The sequence below is a fragment of the Bartonella sp. CL63NXGY genome (genome assembly GCF_042194905.1).
Taxonomy (GTDB): domain Bacteria; phylum Pseudomonadota; class Alphaproteobacteria; order Rhizobiales; family Rhizobiaceae; genus Bartonella.
Map to the genome: position 1 here is coordinate 235,313 of NZ_JBHINK010000001.1, position 16,828 is coordinate 252,140.

The 16,828-nt window shown below is 38.8% G+C and carries 16 protein-coding genes; 10 read left to right on the top strand and 6 right to left on the bottom strand.

Annotated elements, in window-relative coordinates; genetic code table 11:
* Positions 1 to 471: 471 nt before the first annotated feature.
* A complete protein-coding gene (locus tag ACFIK0_RS00850) occupies positions 472 to 1,710 on the bottom strand; it encodes a saccharopine dehydrogenase family protein (protein WP_273790154.1) in 1,239 nt (412 codons plus the stop codon).
* Positions 1,711 to 1,764: 54 nt separating this feature from the next.
* Positions 1,765 to 2,862: a carboxynorspermidine decarboxylase gene (locus ACFIK0_RS00855; RefSeq protein WP_273790153.1), complete on the bottom strand. Its 1,098-nt coding sequence runs from the start codon at positions 2,860 to 2,862 to the stop codon at positions 1,765 to 1,767.
* A gap of 167 nt (positions 2,863 to 3,029) precedes the next feature.
* Here ACFIK0_RS00855 and ACFIK0_RS00860 point away from each other — a divergent pair, with 167 nt between their 5' ends.
* The 7 genes from ACFIK0_RS00860 (at position 3,030) to mnhG (ending at position 9,806) form a co-directional block, all read left to right on the top strand.
* Positions 3,030 to 3,527: a BA14K family protein gene (locus tag ACFIK0_RS00860; RefSeq protein ID WP_273790152.1), complete on the top strand. Its 498-nt coding sequence runs from the start codon at positions 3,030 to 3,032 to the stop codon at positions 3,525 to 3,527.
* A 227-nt stretch (positions 3,528 to 3,754) separates the two neighbouring features.
* Positions 3,755 to 6,676 (top strand): monovalent cation/H+ antiporter subunit A, encoded by a 2,922-nt coding sequence (locus ACFIK0_RS00865; RefSeq protein ID WP_273790151.1) that lies wholly within the window; start codon positions 3,755 to 3,757, stop codon positions 6,674 to 6,676.
* Positions 6,676 to 7,017, top strand: coding sequence for a Na+/H+ antiporter subunit C (locus ACFIK0_RS00870; protein WP_273790150.1), 342 nt, complete (start codon positions 6,676 to 6,678; stop codon positions 7,015 to 7,017). The genes ACFIK0_RS00865 and ACFIK0_RS00870 overlap by 1 nt, the downstream gene beginning before the upstream one ends.
* A complete protein-coding gene (locus tag ACFIK0_RS00875) occupies positions 7,017 to 8,639 on the top strand; it encodes a monovalent cation/H+ antiporter subunit D (protein ID WP_273790149.1) in 1,623 nt (540 codons plus the stop codon). The genes ACFIK0_RS00870 and ACFIK0_RS00875 overlap by 1 nt, the downstream gene beginning before the upstream one ends.
* A complete protein-coding gene (locus ACFIK0_RS00880; RefSeq protein WP_273790148.1) occupies positions 8,636 to 9,121 on the top strand; it encodes a Na+/H+ antiporter subunit E in 486 nt (161 codons plus the stop codon). Before ACFIK0_RS00875 ends, ACFIK0_RS00880 begins: the two co-directional genes overlap by 4 nt.
* A complete protein-coding gene (locus tag ACFIK0_RS00885; RefSeq protein ID WP_273790147.1) occupies positions 9,118 to 9,399 on the top strand; it encodes a K+/H+ antiporter subunit F in 282 nt (93 codons plus the stop codon). The genes ACFIK0_RS00880 and ACFIK0_RS00885 overlap by 4 nt, the downstream gene beginning before the upstream one ends.
* A complete protein-coding gene (mnhG, locus tag ACFIK0_RS00890) occupies positions 9,396 to 9,806 on the top strand; it encodes a monovalent cation/H(+) antiporter subunit G (RefSeq protein ID WP_273790146.1) in 411 nt (136 codons plus the stop codon). The genes ACFIK0_RS00885 and mnhG overlap by 4 nt, the downstream gene beginning before the upstream one ends.
* 16 nt (positions 9,807 to 9,822) lie before the next feature.
* Here mnhG and ACFIK0_RS00895 read toward each other — a convergent pair whose 3' ends face one another.
* From ACFIK0_RS00895 to ACFIK0_RS00910, 4 genes are all read right to left on the bottom strand, one after another.
* Positions 9,823 to 10,215, bottom strand: a complete 393-nt coding sequence (locus ACFIK0_RS00895) for an MliC family protein (protein ID WP_273790145.1) — start codon at positions 10,213 to 10,215, stop codon at positions 9,823 to 9,825.
* Between the two features lie 17 nt (positions 10,216 to 10,232).
* Positions 10,233 to 10,628 carry an MliC family protein gene (locus tag ACFIK0_RS00900; protein WP_273790144.1) on the bottom strand — a complete coding sequence of 132 codons (396 nt, stop codon included), beginning with the start codon at positions 10,626 to 10,628 and terminating at the stop codon, positions 10,233 to 10,235.
* Positions 10,629 to 11,044: 416 nt separating this feature from the next.
* Entirely contained in the window at positions 11,045 to 12,178 is a 1,134-nt protein-coding gene (gene aroB / locus ACFIK0_RS00905) for a 3-dehydroquinate synthase (RefSeq protein WP_375663341.1), read from the bottom strand.
* The gene (locus ACFIK0_RS00910; protein WP_375630735.1) at positions 12,153 to 12,785 is read right to left on the bottom strand and encodes a shikimate kinase; all 633 of its coding nucleotides are present in this window, start codon (positions 12,783 to 12,785) and stop codon (positions 12,153 to 12,155) included. Before ACFIK0_RS00910 ends, aroB begins: the two co-directional genes overlap by 26 nt.
* Positions 12,786 to 13,045: 260 nt before the next feature.
* Between ACFIK0_RS00910 and ACFIK0_RS00915 the strand changes: the two genes are divergently transcribed.
* The 3 genes from ACFIK0_RS00915 (at position 13,046) to ACFIK0_RS00925 (ending at position 15,808) form a co-directional block, all read left to right on the top strand.
* Complete coding sequence (locus ACFIK0_RS00915) at positions 13,046 to 13,984, top strand: site-specific tyrosine recombinase XerD (protein WP_273790142.1); 939 nt, start codon at positions 13,046 to 13,048, stop codon at positions 13,982 to 13,984.
* Between the two features lie 78 nt (positions 13,985 to 14,062).
* Positions 14,063 to 15,019, top strand: coding sequence for an acetyl-CoA carboxylase carboxyltransferase subunit alpha (locus ACFIK0_RS00920; protein WP_375663356.1), 957 nt, complete (start codon positions 14,063 to 14,065; stop codon positions 15,017 to 15,019).
* Between the two features lie 39 nt (positions 15,020 to 15,058).
* Positions 15,059 to 15,808, top strand: a complete 750-nt coding sequence (locus ACFIK0_RS00925; protein WP_273790140.1) for a murein L,D-transpeptidase family protein — start codon at positions 15,059 to 15,061, stop codon at positions 15,806 to 15,808.
* The last annotated feature ends 1,020 nt before the right edge of the window (positions 15,809 to 16,828 follow it).

Below are 16,828 nucleotides of genomic sequence, written 5' to 3' on the forward strand. Positions count from 1 at the left end.
TATTGTTATAAATCAATGTTTTATATATGATGATGAATCATATGAAGAGAGAAGCCAAGAGGAATTCACCCAAAGAAATTGAATTGTTTAATGATTGGTGTGGGTTAAGGATCTTTGTCATTTAAGATGAAGAGGGGAGGGATTGGATATTCTACAAAATACCGCTCTTCTTTAAAAAAGCGGTATTTTTATATCTTTTGTTTATGACACTATCTTTTTGATGATAATGACAAGTCATACAGTGTGATTAAGTTAGTTTTTTCTTCTCTGCTTTTCTTGATCATTGCTTGCTATGTCTTAAAAAGATGATATGTCTCTTCTTTAAGGTTGTTAAGAAATCGTAATGTTGCCAAAATATAACGAATAGCTAAAATTTTTTTGAAAACCATAATTACACGAGAATATTAAGTTTGTTTTCATTGGGCAGTTTTGTGATAACTTAAAAAATCAAGCATATGCTTTCTATAGGTATTAAAATTGTAATTTTTTATCCTCTTGTTGTTCTCTTATAAAAGTGGGAAGCCCCATATGATCAAGATATTTAAGGAAAGGGTGGGGTGGTAATTCTTCTACATTGACCATAGTTTTAACATCCCATTCGCCTGTGGCAATAAGAAGAGCTGTTGCGGCTGCTGGTACGCCAGCTGTATAGGAAATGCCTTGTGCCCCAGTTTCATGAAAAGCTTGTTTGTGATCGGCTATATTATAGATAAAAATTTCTCTCGAGTTTCCATCTTTTTCGCCTTTAATAAGATCTCCGATACAGGTTTTTCCTGTGTAGTCTGGGGCGAGAGAGGAAGGGTCGGGTAAGACGGCCTTCACGACTTTCAAGGGCACGACTTCTTGACCTTCTGCCGTTTTAATTGGTTGTTCGGATAAGAGTCCGAGGTTTTTTAGAACCGTAAAAACAGTGATATAACGATCACTAAATCCCATCCAGAAACGGACATTCTCTACATCAAGATTTTTGGAAAGTGAATGAATTTCATCATGTCCTGTCATATAGGCTTTTTGTTTTCCCACAACGGGAAGATCCCATTCATGGCTGATTTCAAACATTTTATTGGAAGTCCATTTTTTATTTTGCCATGACCATACTTGTCCTGTAAATTCACGGAAGTTAATTTCTGGATCAAAATTTGTAGCAAACCAACGCCCATGATTTCCGGCATTAATATCAATAATATCAATATCTGTGATTTTATCAAAATAATCATCGCGCGCTAATGCAGCATAAGCATTCACTACACCTGGGTCAAAACCTGCTCCTAAAATAGCGGTTATACCAGCTTTTTCACATTCTTGACGTCGAGGCCATTCATAATTGCCATACCAAGGAGGTGTTTCACAAATTTTCAATGGGTCTTCATGAATTGCGGTATCGATATAAGCGCATTTGGTTTCAATACAAGCTGAAAGAACAGACATATTAAGAAAGGCAGAACCAACATTAATGACAATTTCGCATTTGGTCTTTTGGATGAGCTTTATAGTTTCTTCTACATTCATGGCATTGAGCGAATGGCTTTTGAGAACACCCTGTTCTTTCATTGTGTTTTTTTCTTTAATAGAAGCAATGATGGCCTCACATTTTTTGAGTGTTCGTGAAGCAATATGAATTTCACCAAGAATATCGTTGTTTTGAGCGCATTTATGCGCAACAACTTGTGCAACACCTCCGGCACCAATAATGAGAACATTTTTTTTCATTGTAGGTCCATCTCCTTTTTAATACTGTTGTATGACGTTTTTTATGGTTTATCTTTATGAAAGGCTTTCCTGATAGTCGTTATAGCTGAATTGGCGTTGAAGTGTTAATGTACCATCGCACTCTTTGAGAACAATAGCAGGCATTGTAACGCCATTAAACCAGTTTTTTTTGACCATTGTATAACCTGCTGCATCCTGAAAAGACAGTCTATCGCCTATTTTAAGAGGTTTTTGAAATTGAAATGTTCCAAAAATATCGCCGGCAAGACAAGACTTTCCACAAATCATAATTTCGTGTGGACCTTGATTGGGTTCTAATTTGGCATTCTCACGATAAATTAAAAGATCAAGCATATGAGCTTCAATGGAGCTATCAACGATGGCAAGTTTTTTTTCATTATACAATGTGTCAAGAACGCTTACTTCCAGTGTGGTGCTTTTGGTAATAGCAGCTTCTCCTGGTTCTAGAAAAAGAGTGACACCATGAGTTTTAGAAAATTGTTTTAAGCGTTTTGCGAAAGCTTCTAGAGGATAATTTTCAGCCGTAAAATGGATTCCGCCGCCAAGGCTTATCCAGTCAACAGCAGAAAAAAGTTCTGCAAATTTTTCTTCCATATACCCAAGCATTTGGTTAAAAAGATTAAAGTCAGCATTTTCACAATTGTTATGGATCATCAATCCGTTGATAAGAGGCAGAACTTCTTTGATAGCGCTTTGGTTTGTTTCTCCTAAGCGGCTAAAAGGGCGAGAGGGGTTGGCAAGATCAAAATTTGATGCGCTCATTCCTGGGTTTAACCTTAAACCTCTTTGAATGGTTTTTGTTGCATCAGAAAAGCGTTGAAGCTGTTGGATGGAATTAAAGATGATTTTATCTGCATAACCACAGGCTTCATCAATTTCATCATCTGCCCAAGCCACTGAATAAGCATGGGTTTCTTTGCCAAATTTTTCTCTTCCTAAACGCAGTTCATAAAGGGATGATGATGTGGTTCCATCCATGAACTCAGACATTAAATCAAAAACACTCCATGTGGCAAAACATTTCAAAGCAAGTAAAATTTTAGCTCCGGACATTTCCCGTAAACGAGAAATTGTTTGCATGTTTTTGATGAGTTTCGATTTGTCTATAAGATAGTAGGGGGTTTTTATCATTATTTATTCATTCTTTTTTGTAGGATCTTATTGCCAAGATCAACGTTTAGTACAAAGAGTAACAGAATGTCTCAAGAAAAAAGAATCTTAAGAAAAGAATCTGTTTCTGTCCAGCAAGAGAAAGGCTTTCTGTAATTACTGTTGTTTATTATGTTGAGTTTTTTGTTATGAGTATGAAAAAAAAATTATATTATGCTTTAGCTTTTGTATTTGTTAGCAGTTTTTTCATTATAATAACCACTCTTGTTAATTGGGGGCAAAATAGGAGTGATGCTAAAGCCAAACTGGTTACTCAGACCTCTCTCCAAGATAGTTCGGTGCCTTTGATTTTTACGGGGCGTAGAGAACTTAATGGTTTTAAAGGTTATCGTCATTATCGGCGTGGTTATCGTAAATACAGTGATAATTGGTGGTATCCTGAAGTGGCATTTATTACATCACCGCACTTAAGCACAAAAGGCGCATCATTAAAAGTTGTACCAGATGCTAAAAAAGTGTTTTTAACTTCTTCTTCGGAAAAATTAGAAAAAAAAGAGCCATGGATGCTTAAACAACATATTGAATCTTGCCTTGCGCGTTATCGCTCTTATAATAAAAATGATAATAGTTTTCAGCCTTTTCATGGGGGGCGTAAGCAGTGTTTATCACGCTTTTTTAAAGGATAGAAATTATTAAATAAAATTTTAATTGCTTCTTGTCGTGGGCGTTATTGTTCTTAAAATAAAGAGAAGACTTGTGTGGTGCGCAGTATTTTCATGCCAGCATTGTTTTTTTTAAAATTTTAAATGCTTTTAAGTTTTATTAAATCTTATTATCATTAAGTGTGGAATGGGGGGTGAGAATATAAGTTTTTGTCGATGACAAAATATTAAGGCAAAATGGAGTTTAAAGAATGACAACACGGGAAGCAATGTTGGTATTGCTCGTCTTGCTTCCCTTTGGTGGAAGTGCTGTCATTGGCTTTTTTCGTTCGACAGCAAAAAATAATGAAGCCTGGTTTGCTGGGATTGTCGCGCTTTTCTGTCTTATTTTTACAATAATGCTTTATCCGGAAGTTCGCGGAAACCACATAGTGCGTTTAGATATTTCTTGGCTTCCAGAATGGGGAAGCGATTTGATTCTTCGTATAGATGGTTTATCGTGGCTTTTTTGCTTGCTCATTACAGGGATTGGGCTGCTTGTTGTCATTTATTCACGTTATTACATGGATCCAGCGGATTCTGTACCTCGTTTTTTTTCCTTTTTTTTGGCTTTTATGGGATCAATGATAGGAATAGTTTTATCAGGTAATCTCGTCTTTTTGGTTGTTTTCTGGGAACTCACTAGTATTTTTTCTTTTTTGTTGATCGGCTATTGGTACCATAATGCAAGTGCGCGTGAGGGTGCGCGTATGGCTCTAACGATCACAGGTTTTGGCGGCTTTGCCCTTTTTATTGGAGTTTTATTGATTGGGTATACTGTTGGCAGTTTTGATTTGGATAAGGTGCTACAGTCTGGAGATATGATCCGGTCAAGTTCTCTTTATAGTCCTATCCTTATTTGTATTTTATTGGGAGGGTTAACAAAAAGCGCGCAATTTCCCTTTCATTTTTGGCTACCCAACGCGATGGCTGCTCCAACCCCCGTATCGGCTTATTTGCATTCGGCAACAATGGTAAAAGCGGGATTGTTTTTGCTTGTTCGTTTATGGCCTGTGCTCTCTGGAACAGAATCTTGGTTTTGGTTGGTTGGCTTTTCAGGACTCTCGACATTGCTGCTAGGTGCCTATTTTTCCATGTTTCAGCAAGACTTAAAAGGACTGCTTGCTTACTCGACTATTAGTCATCTTGGATTAATTACAACGCTTTTAAGTCTTGGTAGTCCACTTGCATGTGTTGCGGCGATCTTTCATATGGCCAATCATGCTACTTTTAAGGCCTCTTTATTTATGGCTGCTGGCATTATTGATCATGAGACAGGAACACGTGATATGCGTAAACTGTCAGGGCTTTATCGTTCTATGCCTATTACAGCAACTCTTGCTTTAGTTGCGAGTGCAGCGATGGCTGGGGTTCCTTTGTTGAATGGTTTTTTATCGAAAGAGATGTTTTTTGCTGAAGCTGTTGAAACGCATATGGAATCATGGCTCGATTGGATTGCGCCTTATGTGGCAACGCTAGCTAGTCTGTTTAGTGTGACTTATTCTATACGCTTTATTCACGGTGTTTTTTTAGGACCAAAGCCTGACAATTTACCCAAGACTCCCCATGAACCACCGCATTTTATGCGTTTACCAATGGAGCTTTTGGTGTTTATTTGTTTAGCGGTTGGTATTTTCCCTAATTTAACAATAGGACCTATTTTAGATAATGCGGTCGTGTCTGTTTTAGGACCAATGACAATTCCTTATAGTTTGGCTGTTTGGCATGGGTTTAACACTCCATTAGTGATGAGTTTTGTTGCATTATTAGGGGGCGGATTGCTCTATGCTGTCGGGCATCGTTATTTTTTATCCTGTGATGATGGGGCTCCTTTTTTCCGTCACTTAAAAGGACCGCGTATTTTTGAACGCATTCTCGTAATTATTTCTTGGAAATGGGCCCGTGCGGTGGAATCTGCTTTGTCAACACGCCGTTTGCAGATCCAGTTGCATTGGATTTTTTGGGTCTGTTTTGCATTTGTTGGTCTTTTACTTTGGTGCGATGGTTTCATTCCAGTGGGGACATTACCGCTTTTTCCACTTGATATTCCTTTTCTCGCTCTTTGGCTGGTTGGCGGATTATGTGCGCTTTTAGTTGCTTGGCGAGCAAAGTTTCATCGTCTTGCTTCACTTATGCTTTTAGGGGGAGCTGGTTTGATGACTTGTGCAACCTTTTTATGGCTTTCTGCTCCTGATTTAGCAATAACACAATTGGTTGTTGAGGTTGTTACAGTCGTTTTATTATTGCTTGGTTTACGGTGGTTGCCTAAACGTTTGCATGATCCTGGGCCAGCTGCTGTTCATTTTTGGATTCGTTTGCGTCGTTTCCGTGATTTCATCATATCCCTTGTAGGAGGTGCTGGTGTAGCATGGCTTTCTTTTGCAGTGATGACACGTCCTCAAGGTACAACGATTTCTGATTTTTTTCTAACGCATGCTTACTCAGATGCTGGTGGTCGCAATGTTGTGAATGTGTTGTTGGTTGATTTCCGTGGTTTTGATACCATGGGAGAAATTGTGGTTTTGGGTGTTGTTTCCCTTACTGTTTTTGCCCTCTTACGACGTTTTCGTCCTGCGCCTGAGAGTATTGATGCGCCTTTTCAACAACGTATCCAGAAAGCCTTTGATATAGCACAGCCTAATCGAAATGTGGGAGATACAGTATTAAATTATTTAGCTGTTCCTGCTGTTATTATGGGTTGGCTCTTTCCGATTATTATTGCTTTTGCTATTTATTTATTCATGCGAGGGCATGATCTGCCAGGAGGTGGATTTGTCGGTGGTATTACTTTGGCGATAGGGTTTATTTTACAATATCTTGCACGCGATATTCGGTGGGTGGAAACGCATTTGAGAGTTTTACCTTTGCGTTGGATAGGCTTTGGCTTATTGTTGTCAGTTGTAACGGGGATGGGCTCTTGGTTTTTTGGATATCCTTTTTTAACATCCTTTTTTCGATATATTCATCTTCCGTTAATTGGGAAAGTTCCCATGACATCTGCTTTTTTGTTTGATTTTGGTGTACTTTCTCTTGTGTTGGGAGCAACTGTTCTCATTTTAATTGCACTTGCACACCAGTCAATTCGGAGTTACCGAATCGGTAAGAAACCTATTTTAAAAGAGAAGGAAAATTAATGGAAATTGTTCTTTCTTTGGGTATTGGTGTTTTTGTCGGATCAGGTATTTGGCTTGTTTTGCGTCCACGTACTTTTCAAGTCATTCTTGGTTTGTCCTTGATCTCCTATGGTGTTAATCTTTTTATATTTTCAATGAGTAGACCGCGTAGTAATGCTGCTCCAATTGTTGATCCTACCACTGTTATTAATCCAGCTAATTATGTCGATCCTCTCCCACAAGCCTTGGTGTTAACTGCGATTGTGATTGGTTTTGCAACAACAGCTTTATTTTTAGTTATCTTGTTGGTTTCACGTGGTTTAACGGGTTCTGATCACGTTGATGGACGTGAGGTGCAATAATGGAAGTAGGGGTGCATCATCTCCTTATTTTGCCTATTCTTTTGCCGTTAATCACTGGAGCACTTCTTCTTTTTTATGATGAACGTCGTGCAAAACTTAAATCATTCATCAGTCTTTCTTCTGCGGGACTGTTGGTCGTTACTGCCATTTTATTGATTATACGTACTCTTGAAATAGCACCGGCTTGCGATGTTTATCGACTTGGTAATTGGCCGTCTTCTTTTGGAATTGTTTTAGTCCTTGATCGCTTAAGCGCTATGATGCTTTTACTTTCCAGCTTGTTGGTGACTAGCGTGTTGGTTTTTGCGCGGGCTCATTGGTACAAAGCTGGTTCTCATTTTCAGTCACTAATGCAATTTTTTATGGTGGGAATAAATGGTGCTTTTTTGACCGGCGATTTATTTAATTTATTTGTGTTTTTTGAAGTTATGTTAACGGCTTCCTATGGGCTTGCTTTGCATGGTTCTGGTCAGACACGCGTGCGCGCAGGGTTGCATTATGTCGTGGTTAATCTTGTTGCTTCATTATTTTTTTTAGTGGGTATAGCGCTCATTTATGGAGTCGTTGGTACTCTTAATATGGCCGATTTGGCTGTTAAAATAAAATATATATCTTCTACAGATATTGTTTTGTTCGAAATAGGTGTTGCACTTTTAGGTATTGCTTTTTTGCTTAAAGCGGGTATGTGGCCGCTTAATTTTTGGTTGGTGCCAACTTACAGTGCAGTAGCAGCACCCGTTGGAGCTTCTTTTGCACTTTTGAGCAAGGTGGGTATTTATATTATTTTACGTTTAACGTTGCTATGGTTTAGTCCTGAAAGTGAATATTTTAACCATTTTGGTCATACGGTTTTGTTTTATGGTGGGCTTGCCACTATGATTGTTGGTTTTATTGGGGTATTGGCGAGTCAAGTTTTGGTGCGTTTGGCAGCTTATAGTGTCCTTGTCTCTTCTGGTACATTGTTGGCCGCGATCGGCATCGGCAATGCAGCACTGACAGCAGGTGCACTTTTTTATATTGTTTCTTCAACTTTAGCACTGGGAGCTTTTTTTCTTTTGGTAGAGTTGGTTGAGCGCTGTCAAGATGTGGCTGCTAATGTTCTTGCTGTCACAATGGAGGTTTATGGCGACGATGAAGAGGAGGAAGAAGATGAAGTTGGCACATATTTCCCTGTAACCTTGGCAATTCTTGGGGCTTGTTTTGGTATCTGTGCCATTTTGATTATTGGATTGCCACCTTTTTCTGGTTTTGTTGCTAAACTTATGATGTTCATGGCAATTTTAAACCATAGTAGAGAGGATTTTTTTGCCTCTCTTCCGGTTTACCAAGATTGGCTTTTTGTAGTTTTTGTCACCCTCTCTGGATTTGCAGCTTTGATTGCACTGACACGAACGGGTATCCGAACTTTTTGGATTTCTCTTGAAGGTCGCGTTCCCCGTGTGCAGGTGATAGAATTTGCACCTATTGCCGTTCTTCTTGCCTTGTGTTTTCTTATAACAATTGTAGCCAGTCCTGTTAGTCATTATATGTCTGAAACCGCTAAGACTTTGTATGAACCTCAAAACTATATTGGGAGCGTTTTAACGGATTTTTCTCTCGAAAATAGGGAGATGAGTAAATGAATCGTTTTTATACTTCCCCTTTTTTCAGTGGTGGCATTGTCCTTATGTGGCTTATTTTAAATGGTTTTAGTTTAGGGCAATTGCTTTTAGGGATTTTAACCGCTTTGTTTTGTGGTTGGATGATACGGCTTCTGGAGCCAGAGAAGGCTGTTATTAAAAGCTGGAGTGCGGTTTTTCGTCTCGTTTTTCGAGTATTTATAGATTCTATATTCTCAAATGTTTCGGTGGCTTGGTTTGTTTTAACAAAAAGGTCTCGAGAGCAGAAATCTGGTTTTATTGTAGTACCTCTTCTGCTTCATAATCGCACTGCTTTGGCTATTTTAGCATGCATCCTTTCGGCAACCCCTGGAACTGCTTGGGTTGCCTATAATAGTAAAAAGGGTGAACTTTTGCTTCATGTCTTAAATTTAAAAAATGGATATGATTACAAACAGTTGATCAAACAACGGTATGAGCAATTGCTTTTGGAGATTTTTTTATGAGTATGGTGATTCTTTATTGGGGGCTTTTCTTTTCACAGTTTTTTTTAAGTTTAGCGGTGATTTTCGCGCTGTTTCGGTTGATTCGTGGTCCACGGGCACAGGATAGAATTGTTGGTTTGGATGCCCTTTATATAACCACTATTCTTTTGTTTCTTACATTCGATATTCGTTCTGGAACAACCATTTATTTTGTCGCAGCTCTCATTATTGGGTTGTTGGGTCCAGTCTCGAGTATTGCTTTGGCGAAATTTCTCATGCGAGGGGAGATTATTGAATGAAAGATGATGTATCGCTTGTGGTTGCTATTGCTATCACGATTTTCTTAATATTAGGGTCGGGACTGACATTGATCGCAACAATAGGTTTGGTGCGTTTTTCCAATTTTTATAAGCGTTTGCATATGCTTTCAGTATGTACGAGTTGGGGCGTTGGTAGTATTCTTATTTCTTCATTTCTTTATTCAATATTTGTGGACCATTATTTTGTTTTTCATGAAGCGTTGCTGATGTTTTTTTTGTTTTTAACAGCGCCGATAGCTTCTATGTTGCTTTCACATACAGCAGCTTATCGACATCATTCAGAAGAACAGTCAGAAAAACCGCTGGCTCTTTTATTACACCAGACGGAGGAAAAGTTACCCACATCAGAAGGAACATCAAGAGATGAGAGCCAGCGCGGTTCTTGAAATGTAAGAACCTTCCTTATTCTGTGCTTTTTTCTTCTACACAGTGGATGGGCTTTTCTTCTTTTGGATCATTAATAAGATCGTAAAATATGGCTTCATTTTTAGTTATCCACCAAATGTATTGACCACCCACATATTTTCCTCCAGAAGCGGCAATTACATTAGAACCAACGATGCGCTTACCGTTCCATTTTAAATCAACAAGCGCAATATTGCCAGCATTATGATAAGTTGCTTCAACATGCTCTTTGCTTGTTCCCATATCGCATTGATAGGAGACGGTCTCTGTTGTTGGTTCTGGATCATCTGGTACTTTAATGACTAAAGAACTTGCTAATGCATTAATTGAACCGAGGAGGAACACACTTAAAGTAATGAAAAATTGTTTAGTAAAAGAAATTTTTTTCATAATATTTCCCGTGTTATTTAAAATAATAATGTTGACTCATCTTTACAGAGGATAGGTTTTTTTTCTTCTGGATCCTGAGCAAGGTCATAAAGCGTGACTTCTTTGTTCTTCTCCCACCAGATATACTGAGCTCCTGCAAATTTTGCTCCTGTCGCAGCGATGACATTAGCAGCAATGACACGATCACCGTTCCATTTGAAATCAACCAACGAAATATTGTCAGCATTAAGATAGACTGCCTCAACGCGCTCTTTACCTGTTTCAGTATCACACTGATAGGTAATGATCTCTGTTTTGGGCTCTGGATTGTCTGGTACTTCAATGATTAAAGAACCAGCTAAGCTATTGTTTGAGCTGAAGAGTGATAAACTTAAAGCGGTGAAAAATCCTAAAATGTGCAAAGTTTTTTTCATGATGCTTCCCTATATTCCTAATATTGTGCACAAAGAATAATTTGACTGATACGATGGTGTCTACGGCAGGATTCGAACCTGCGACCCCAGGATTCATACCACTTCGATTTTCACCGCCAGCCTTATCGGCTGTTTGTGGTCTGGACTGTCTCTTCACCTTGAAGCTTTTGCTCTTTAGGTGCTGCCCGTTCAGTCTCTACACCTTTCTCTCATTTGAAGAGAGACTTGGCTCGGGATTGGCATATAGTCGCCCATGAAGCTTTCCCCGAATTTGAGCAGATTCACTTTGAGGATTTCTCCTCAAAGTGCCCAATTTCTTTAGGAATCCTGTGCTCTATCCTACTGAGCTACGCAGACATCATCATATTTAATCTTTAATAGAAGTATAAAAACGAATCAATTATATTCAATATGAATTAACGAATTTCTGTTAATTTTTGTTCCAAAAAGGATAAAACTGCATCTGGTGAAACATTTTTTGCAATAAATGATTGGCCAAGTCCGCGCGTTAAGATGAAGGTCAAATTATTTTGTAAAACTTTTTTATCTTGGGCAATGAGAGTCATTAAAGTTTCAGCATCTGGTAGACACCCTGGGATATCCTTTAATTGTGTAGGTAATCCTATTGCTTTAAGGTGTGCTTCAATGCGTTGTGTAAGCGTGGGGCTTATTAAATTTAATTGAGCAGAAAATTGATGCGCTAGAATCATTCCAATTGCTACAGCTTCACCGTGAATTAAACGCTTTGAGTCATAAGCGGTTGCTGTTTCAAGCATGTGTCCAAATGTATGGCCGAGATTTAAGAGTGCGCGCTCTCCTGTTTCGTGTTCGTCACGTGCTACAATGGCAGCTTTAAATTGGCATGAGCGGACAATGGCTTCTGTTCGCATAGGGCCATTAGAAAAGACTTCTTGTCCATTTTTTTCAAGCCATTCAAAAAAATCAGGCTGGTTAATGAGTCCATATTTGACCATTTCCGCGTAACCAGCACGAAATTCACGCAGTGATAGGGTATCAAGGACACAGGTGTCAGCAATAACGCATTGCGGTTGAAAAAAAGCACCAATAAGATTTTTGCCATATCGGCTGTTGATGCCCGTTTTTCCACCAACAGAGGAATCAATTTGTGCAAGAAGCGTTGTGGGCATTTGAATGAAGTTCATACCACGGCGGATTATACTTGCCGCAAATCCTGCTAGATCGCCAATGACACCACCGCCAAAAGCAATAACACAGTCGCCTCTTTCTAAACGCGCAGCAAGAATTTGATCGATGACAACTTGCAGGGTTGAAAATGATTTTGATTGTTCTCCCGCTTCTACAATAATAGGGACAGTATGAATTTTATTTTTTGTTAATTCTGCTTGCAATATCTCCAAATGAAGGGAAGCAACATTTGTATCTGTAACAAGTGCAAAGCGCGTTGGATAAGGATCTTTTTTGTTAAGAGCATGTTTAATCTGTGAAGCAGCTTGTGTAATCAGACCCGGACCAATGATGATATCGTAACAGTGTTTGTCCAGTTTAACAGTGACGGTTTTGGTTTGCATGCTGGTTATCCCTATTGTTAATTTCTGTGTATAGGTAGTGCTGTACGGATCGTATAACATTTTGTGCTACGGTATGACGGCTTTCTTTATGACTGTTAATTGTTAAGTTTGCCTTTTCATAGATAGGATAACGCTGTTCCATGAGTTTTTGCATGGTTTCTTTAGGATTGGCTGTTTTAAGCAGGGGACGTGTCGGGTGCTTTGAGACACGTTGCATGAGGATATCAAGATCGACTTTTAGCCATATAGATATACCATTTTTTTGAATGGCTTTTCGGATATTTTCATTTATGTAGGCACCACCACCTGTTGCTAAAATAAGGGGACTTTTTTTCATGAGGTTTAGAATAACACGCTGTTCAAGAGCACGAAATTCGGATTCACCATAAATTTCAAAGAGTTCCGTGATTGTCATTTGTGCAGCTTTTTCAATTTCTTGGTCAGAATCATAAAAGGGTAAACGAAGCATGGTGGCGACGCGTTTTCCGATCACTGATTTGCCTGCCCCCATAAGGCCAACAAGGACAAGTGCTCTTTTATCAAGGGACGATAAGAGCTGATTCTTTATTTGTGTTATGGGGATTCGTTTTGGTCGATTGCTTTTCATAACTTTATTTCGGCATTTATCCATCTTAAAGTCAATTCCTGTTAATCTTTGTGAGGCATTATACGAGATAGAATATTTTTGGGTAGGTTATTGTCTTATGCCAACATTGACTAGATTTTTGATGATTCTTTTCATTTTGTTTTCTGTTTTTTTCATTATAATGGGTGCTCTTGTGGTTTGGGTTGAACCAGTAACTGTGGATATGTACATTGATGTTCCCTTGGATTCATGGAATCTTTCTACGGAAGTGAATCAATGAAATGAAAAGTGGTGCTGTGATAGATCATTTTCTTGAGATGATGAGCGCGGAGAGAGGGGCTTCACCTCATACACTTGCGGCTTATCAGCATGATTTGCAGTGGGCACAAGACGAATTGTCTTCACACTCTGTTTCGCTTTTTTCAGCACAAAAAGAAGATTTAATTACCCTTTTGTCGCTTATGCATACTTTTGGTTTTGCGGCATCGTCGCAAGCGCGCCGTTTATCGACTTTGCGACAGTTTTATCAATTTCTTTATGCTGAAGGGTTGAGAGCAGATGATCCCTCTCATGATATTGATGCACCTCGTCAGGGGCGTCCTTTGCCCAAAATCATGAGTGAAGATGCAGTGATAAAATTGCTTGATTTGGCACAGTTAGAAGTCAATCAAGCAGATTATGGGTCCAAAGAGTATTTCCGTGCACTGCGTCTTCAGCTATTGATTGAAATGCTGTATGCAACGGGATTACGCATCAGTGAGTTGGTGAGTCTGCCGGTTCAGTCTGTTCGAAGGAAGGAGTACAGCGTTTTGGTTCGTGGTAAGGGCAAAAAAGAACGAATGGTGCTGTTATCAAAAAAAGCATGCCAAGTTCTTTCACAGTGGTTAAACTTGCGTGATCAGGGAAAGGGTGCTACGAGTTCTTATCTTTTTCCCGCGCATTCCGAGACAGGATATATTGCTCGTCAAGTCGTTGCGCGGGAGTTGAAAAATCTCGCTAGAAGAGCAGGAATAGAAAGTGATAGCTTTTCTCCCCATGTGTTGCGTCATGCTTTTGCTAGTCATCTTTTGCAAAATGGTGCTGATTTGCGTGCCGTTCAACATTTGTTAGGTCACTCTGATATTGCTACTACTCAGATTTATACCCATGTGTTGGAAGAGGGACTTTATCGTTTAGTCAATGAGCATCATCCACTTGCCGATGAGCAAAAGGCTCGTTAAAGAAAAGGTGATGTTTTTGAAAAAGACTTTATAAAGCAAATTATAAGTGTATAAGTGACACTGAATGAGTTGACACAAATGTATAATTATCTTGATTTTGAAAAACCAGTTGCTGATCTTGATGGGAAAATTCTTGAATTAAAAAAAATTTCTCAGGAAAAAGGCAGTCTTAATATGAGCGATGAGATTGCTCGCCTTGAAACGCGTTCCCAAACAGCGTTGCGCGATATTTATAAAAAATTATCGCCGTGGCAAAAAACACAAGTCGCTCGTCATCCTGATCGTCCCCATTTTATGGACTATTCTAAACGCCTATTGAGTGACGTTACGCCTTTGGCCGGAGATCGCAAGTTTGCTGAAGATGAGGCTATTCAAGCGGGGTTTGCACGCTTTAAAGGTGAGGCCGTTGCTTATATCGGTCAAGAGAAAGGTTATGACACGCAAACACGTTTGCGCTATAATTTTGGTTCTGCACGTCCAGAAGGCTATCGTAAAGCTGTACGTATTATGGAAATGGCTGATCGTTTTGGTTTGCCACTTCTCACTTTTGTTGATACGGCAGGCGCTTATCCTGGTGTGAGTGCTGAAGAACGGGGGCAGGCAGAAGCAATTGCCCAATCAACAGCTACAACTTTGCGTTTGAAAGTTCCTGTAGTTTCCGTTGTTATTGGAGAAGGCGGTTCTGGAGGGGCGATAGCAATCGCGGCTGCCAATAAAGTTTATATGTTGGAGCACGCAATTTACTCTGTTATTTCACCAGAAGGAGCAGCTTCTATTTTATGGCGTGATCCAGCTCGTGCGAAAGATGCTGCAATGAATATGCGTATTACCGCTCAAGATTTGTATCGCTTAAAGATTATTGATGGCATTATTTCGGAACCTTTAGGGGGAGCACATCGTGGCAAAGAGATTGCCATTGATGCAACGGGTGATGTTATTTCAGAGGCTTTAAAAGCTATGGCTGGAAAAGATGGGGAAGCCCTTAAACAAGAGCGAAGGGAAAAATATCTTCAAATTGGTCGATCTCTAACATAGGTTATTTTTGTGAGGGGTGTTGGATTGGAGTTTTATTCGATGACATTTAGCAGATTCCTCGCTGTGTGCATGTTGTTTGTAATGGGAATATTGACGGCGTGTGAAGGAAGATTACCAGCTTCTATTCGTGCTAAGGTTGAGCAGCCGTTGCCGCAAGAAATCCAGAATAGAATGGCTTTGTACGATATTGATCCTTATGCACCAATTGTAATGCGATTTTTCAAGGAAGAAAATCTTGCTGAAGTTTGGAAGCAATCTCGTTCAGGACCTTTTATCTTGGTTGCTCGCTATGGCATTTGCAAATGGTCTGGTAAGCTTGGACCTAAATATAAAGAAGGGGATCTTCAGACACCAGAGGGTTTTTATACTATTAGCGCAAACCAAATGAATCCTTATTCAAAATATTATCTTTCTTTTAATATAGGATTTCCTAACCTTTATGATCAAGAAAATGGTCGCACAGGAAGCAATCTTATGGTGCATGGTTCTTGCTTTTCCGCAGGTTGTTATTCTATGAGTGATAAGAACATGGCTCAGATTTATGCGTTTGCACGGGATGCTTTTAAAGGAGGACAAAGAGAGTTTCAGTTACAGGCTTTTCCTTTCCGCATGACCGAGGATAATATGTCACGTCATAGCAAGGATCCTCATTATCAATTCTGGGTTATGCTTAAGAAAGGTTATGATTTTTTTGAAAAAAATCGTCAACCTCCAACTGTTGAGGTTTATGGAAAACGTTACGTTTTTAATCGCGATATTGATAAAACTTCAGTTTCTCGAATGCCGTGAGTGTTATTGTATTCTATTGCACTGTAACACTATCACTTAATAATGGCGATACAGGATATGCAAAAACTTTGCACATAAGGTGTTTAAGTGAGTAGTCAATATTTTAAAGCGCAGAGTTTTTTCATAGAGCCTTATGTAAGTAAATCAGATGAAGTGGGAAGCCAAGAGGAATTTTCTCAAAGAAGTTGGATTGTTTGCACATCGGCACTGGTGTCAATCTTCGTTTTTAGTGAAGAGTAAGTTAACATGGAATGTGCCTCTCTTTTTATTTCTTTCAAAGAGTTTTATTCTTTTATGCTGTAAAATATTGTCTTGTCGTGCTGTTATATAAGATACATTCACATATTTTAAAATGCGATATTGCCTCTGTCTGATTTTGGTTTTTTCTTAACAGGGATTTTGATTTCAATTAGCTTGAATAAATATAGAGTTGAGCAGAATATTTTAGAACCAAGAATTTGGCCAATCTGTCTGTGAAATGAATCACATGAAGTGGTTTGCAGATGAAGCGCATTTAGAGAGAAAACAATCTGTTTACAGATTGATGGATATTGAAAATTTTTATCATAACAATTTGATTTATAATGATAGTTTATAATTTTTCAGTTTGAATTAGGGACTAAATATCATAAGATCCTTTTATCTTAAAATTTGTTTATGGTGAATCAATCGAAACCATTTTTTGCACGCCATAAAATTGGATTGGCATGTGAATAAAATTTTTAAAGAAAGGAGTACAGATAGTTCTCATGAGTACTCTAAAGTGCCAAGTTTTTTCAAAACATTTTTAACTGGCAAAAGTATGAGGCGATCAGTTTACATATTTATAGAGTAAAGATGGAGAATGGGCCTTATACATTTCATGGAGAATTTTGTATTATATTATTTATGGGTAGCGTCTTGAAATAGGAATAATGCGTATTGAGAGACGATGTTTTTAAACGAGTGCGTGAATTCGTGATACAATGGTATTCTATTTTGTGTGAGGGCGACGATTTTACAGATAAGGGTAATATGTTA

Excerpts from the sequence above, each read along its gene's own strand:
- ACFIK0_RS00850 (WP_273790154.1), bottom strand. The coding sequence starts at position 1,710 with ATGAAAAAAAATGTTCTCATTATTGGTGCCGGAGGTGTTGCACAAGTT.
- ACFIK0_RS00855 (WP_273790153.1), bottom strand. The coding sequence starts at position 2,862 with ATGATAAAAACCCCCTACTATCTTATAGACAAATCGAAACTCATCAAA.
- ACFIK0_RS00860 (WP_273790152.1), top strand. The coding sequence starts at position 3,030 with ATGAGTATGAAAAAAAAATTATATTATGCTTTAGCTTTTGTATTTGTT.
- ACFIK0_RS00865 (WP_273790151.1), top strand. The coding sequence starts at position 3,755 with ATGACAACACGGGAAGCAATGTTGGTATTGCTCGTCTTGCTTCCCTTT.
- ACFIK0_RS00870 (WP_273790150.1), top strand. The coding sequence starts at position 6,676 with ATGGAAATTGTTCTTTCTTTGGGTATTGGTGTTTTTGTCGGATCAGGT.
- ACFIK0_RS00875 (WP_273790149.1), top strand. The coding sequence starts at position 7,017 with ATGGAAGTAGGGGTGCATCATCTCCTTATTTTGCCTATTCTTTTGCCG.
- ACFIK0_RS00880 (WP_273790148.1), top strand. The coding sequence starts at position 8,636 with ATGAATCGTTTTTATACTTCCCCTTTTTTCAGTGGTGGCATTGTCCTT.
- ACFIK0_RS00885 (WP_273790147.1), top strand. The coding sequence starts at position 9,118 with ATGAGTATGGTGATTCTTTATTGGGGGCTTTTCTTTTCACAGTTTTTT.
- mnhG (WP_273790146.1), top strand. The coding sequence starts at position 9,396 with ATGAAAGATGATGTATCGCTTGTGGTTGCTATTGCTATCACGATTTTC.
- ACFIK0_RS00895 (WP_273790145.1), bottom strand. The coding sequence starts at position 10,215 with ATGAAAAAAATTTCTTTTACTAAACAATTTTTCATTACTTTAAGTGTG.
- ACFIK0_RS00900 (WP_273790144.1), bottom strand. The coding sequence starts at position 10,628 with ATGAAAAAAACTTTGCACATTTTAGGATTTTTCACCGCTTTAAGTTTA.
- aroB (WP_375663341.1), bottom strand. The coding sequence starts at position 12,178 with ATGCAAACCAAAACCGTCACTGTTAAACTGGACAAACACTGTTACGAT.
- ACFIK0_RS00910 (WP_375630735.1), bottom strand. The coding sequence starts at position 12,785 with ATGAAAAGCAATCGACCAAAACGAATCCCCATAACACAAATAAAGAAT.
- ACFIK0_RS00915 (WP_273790142.1), top strand. The coding sequence starts at position 13,046 with ATGAAAAGTGGTGCTGTGATAGATCATTTTCTTGAGATGATGAGCGCG.
- ACFIK0_RS00920 (WP_375663356.1), top strand. The coding sequence starts at position 14,063 with ATGTATAATTATCTTGATTTTGAAAAACCAGTTGCTGATCTTGATGGG.
- ACFIK0_RS00925 (WP_273790140.1), top strand. The coding sequence starts at position 15,059 with ATGACATTTAGCAGATTCCTCGCTGTGTGCATGTTGTTTGTAATGGGA.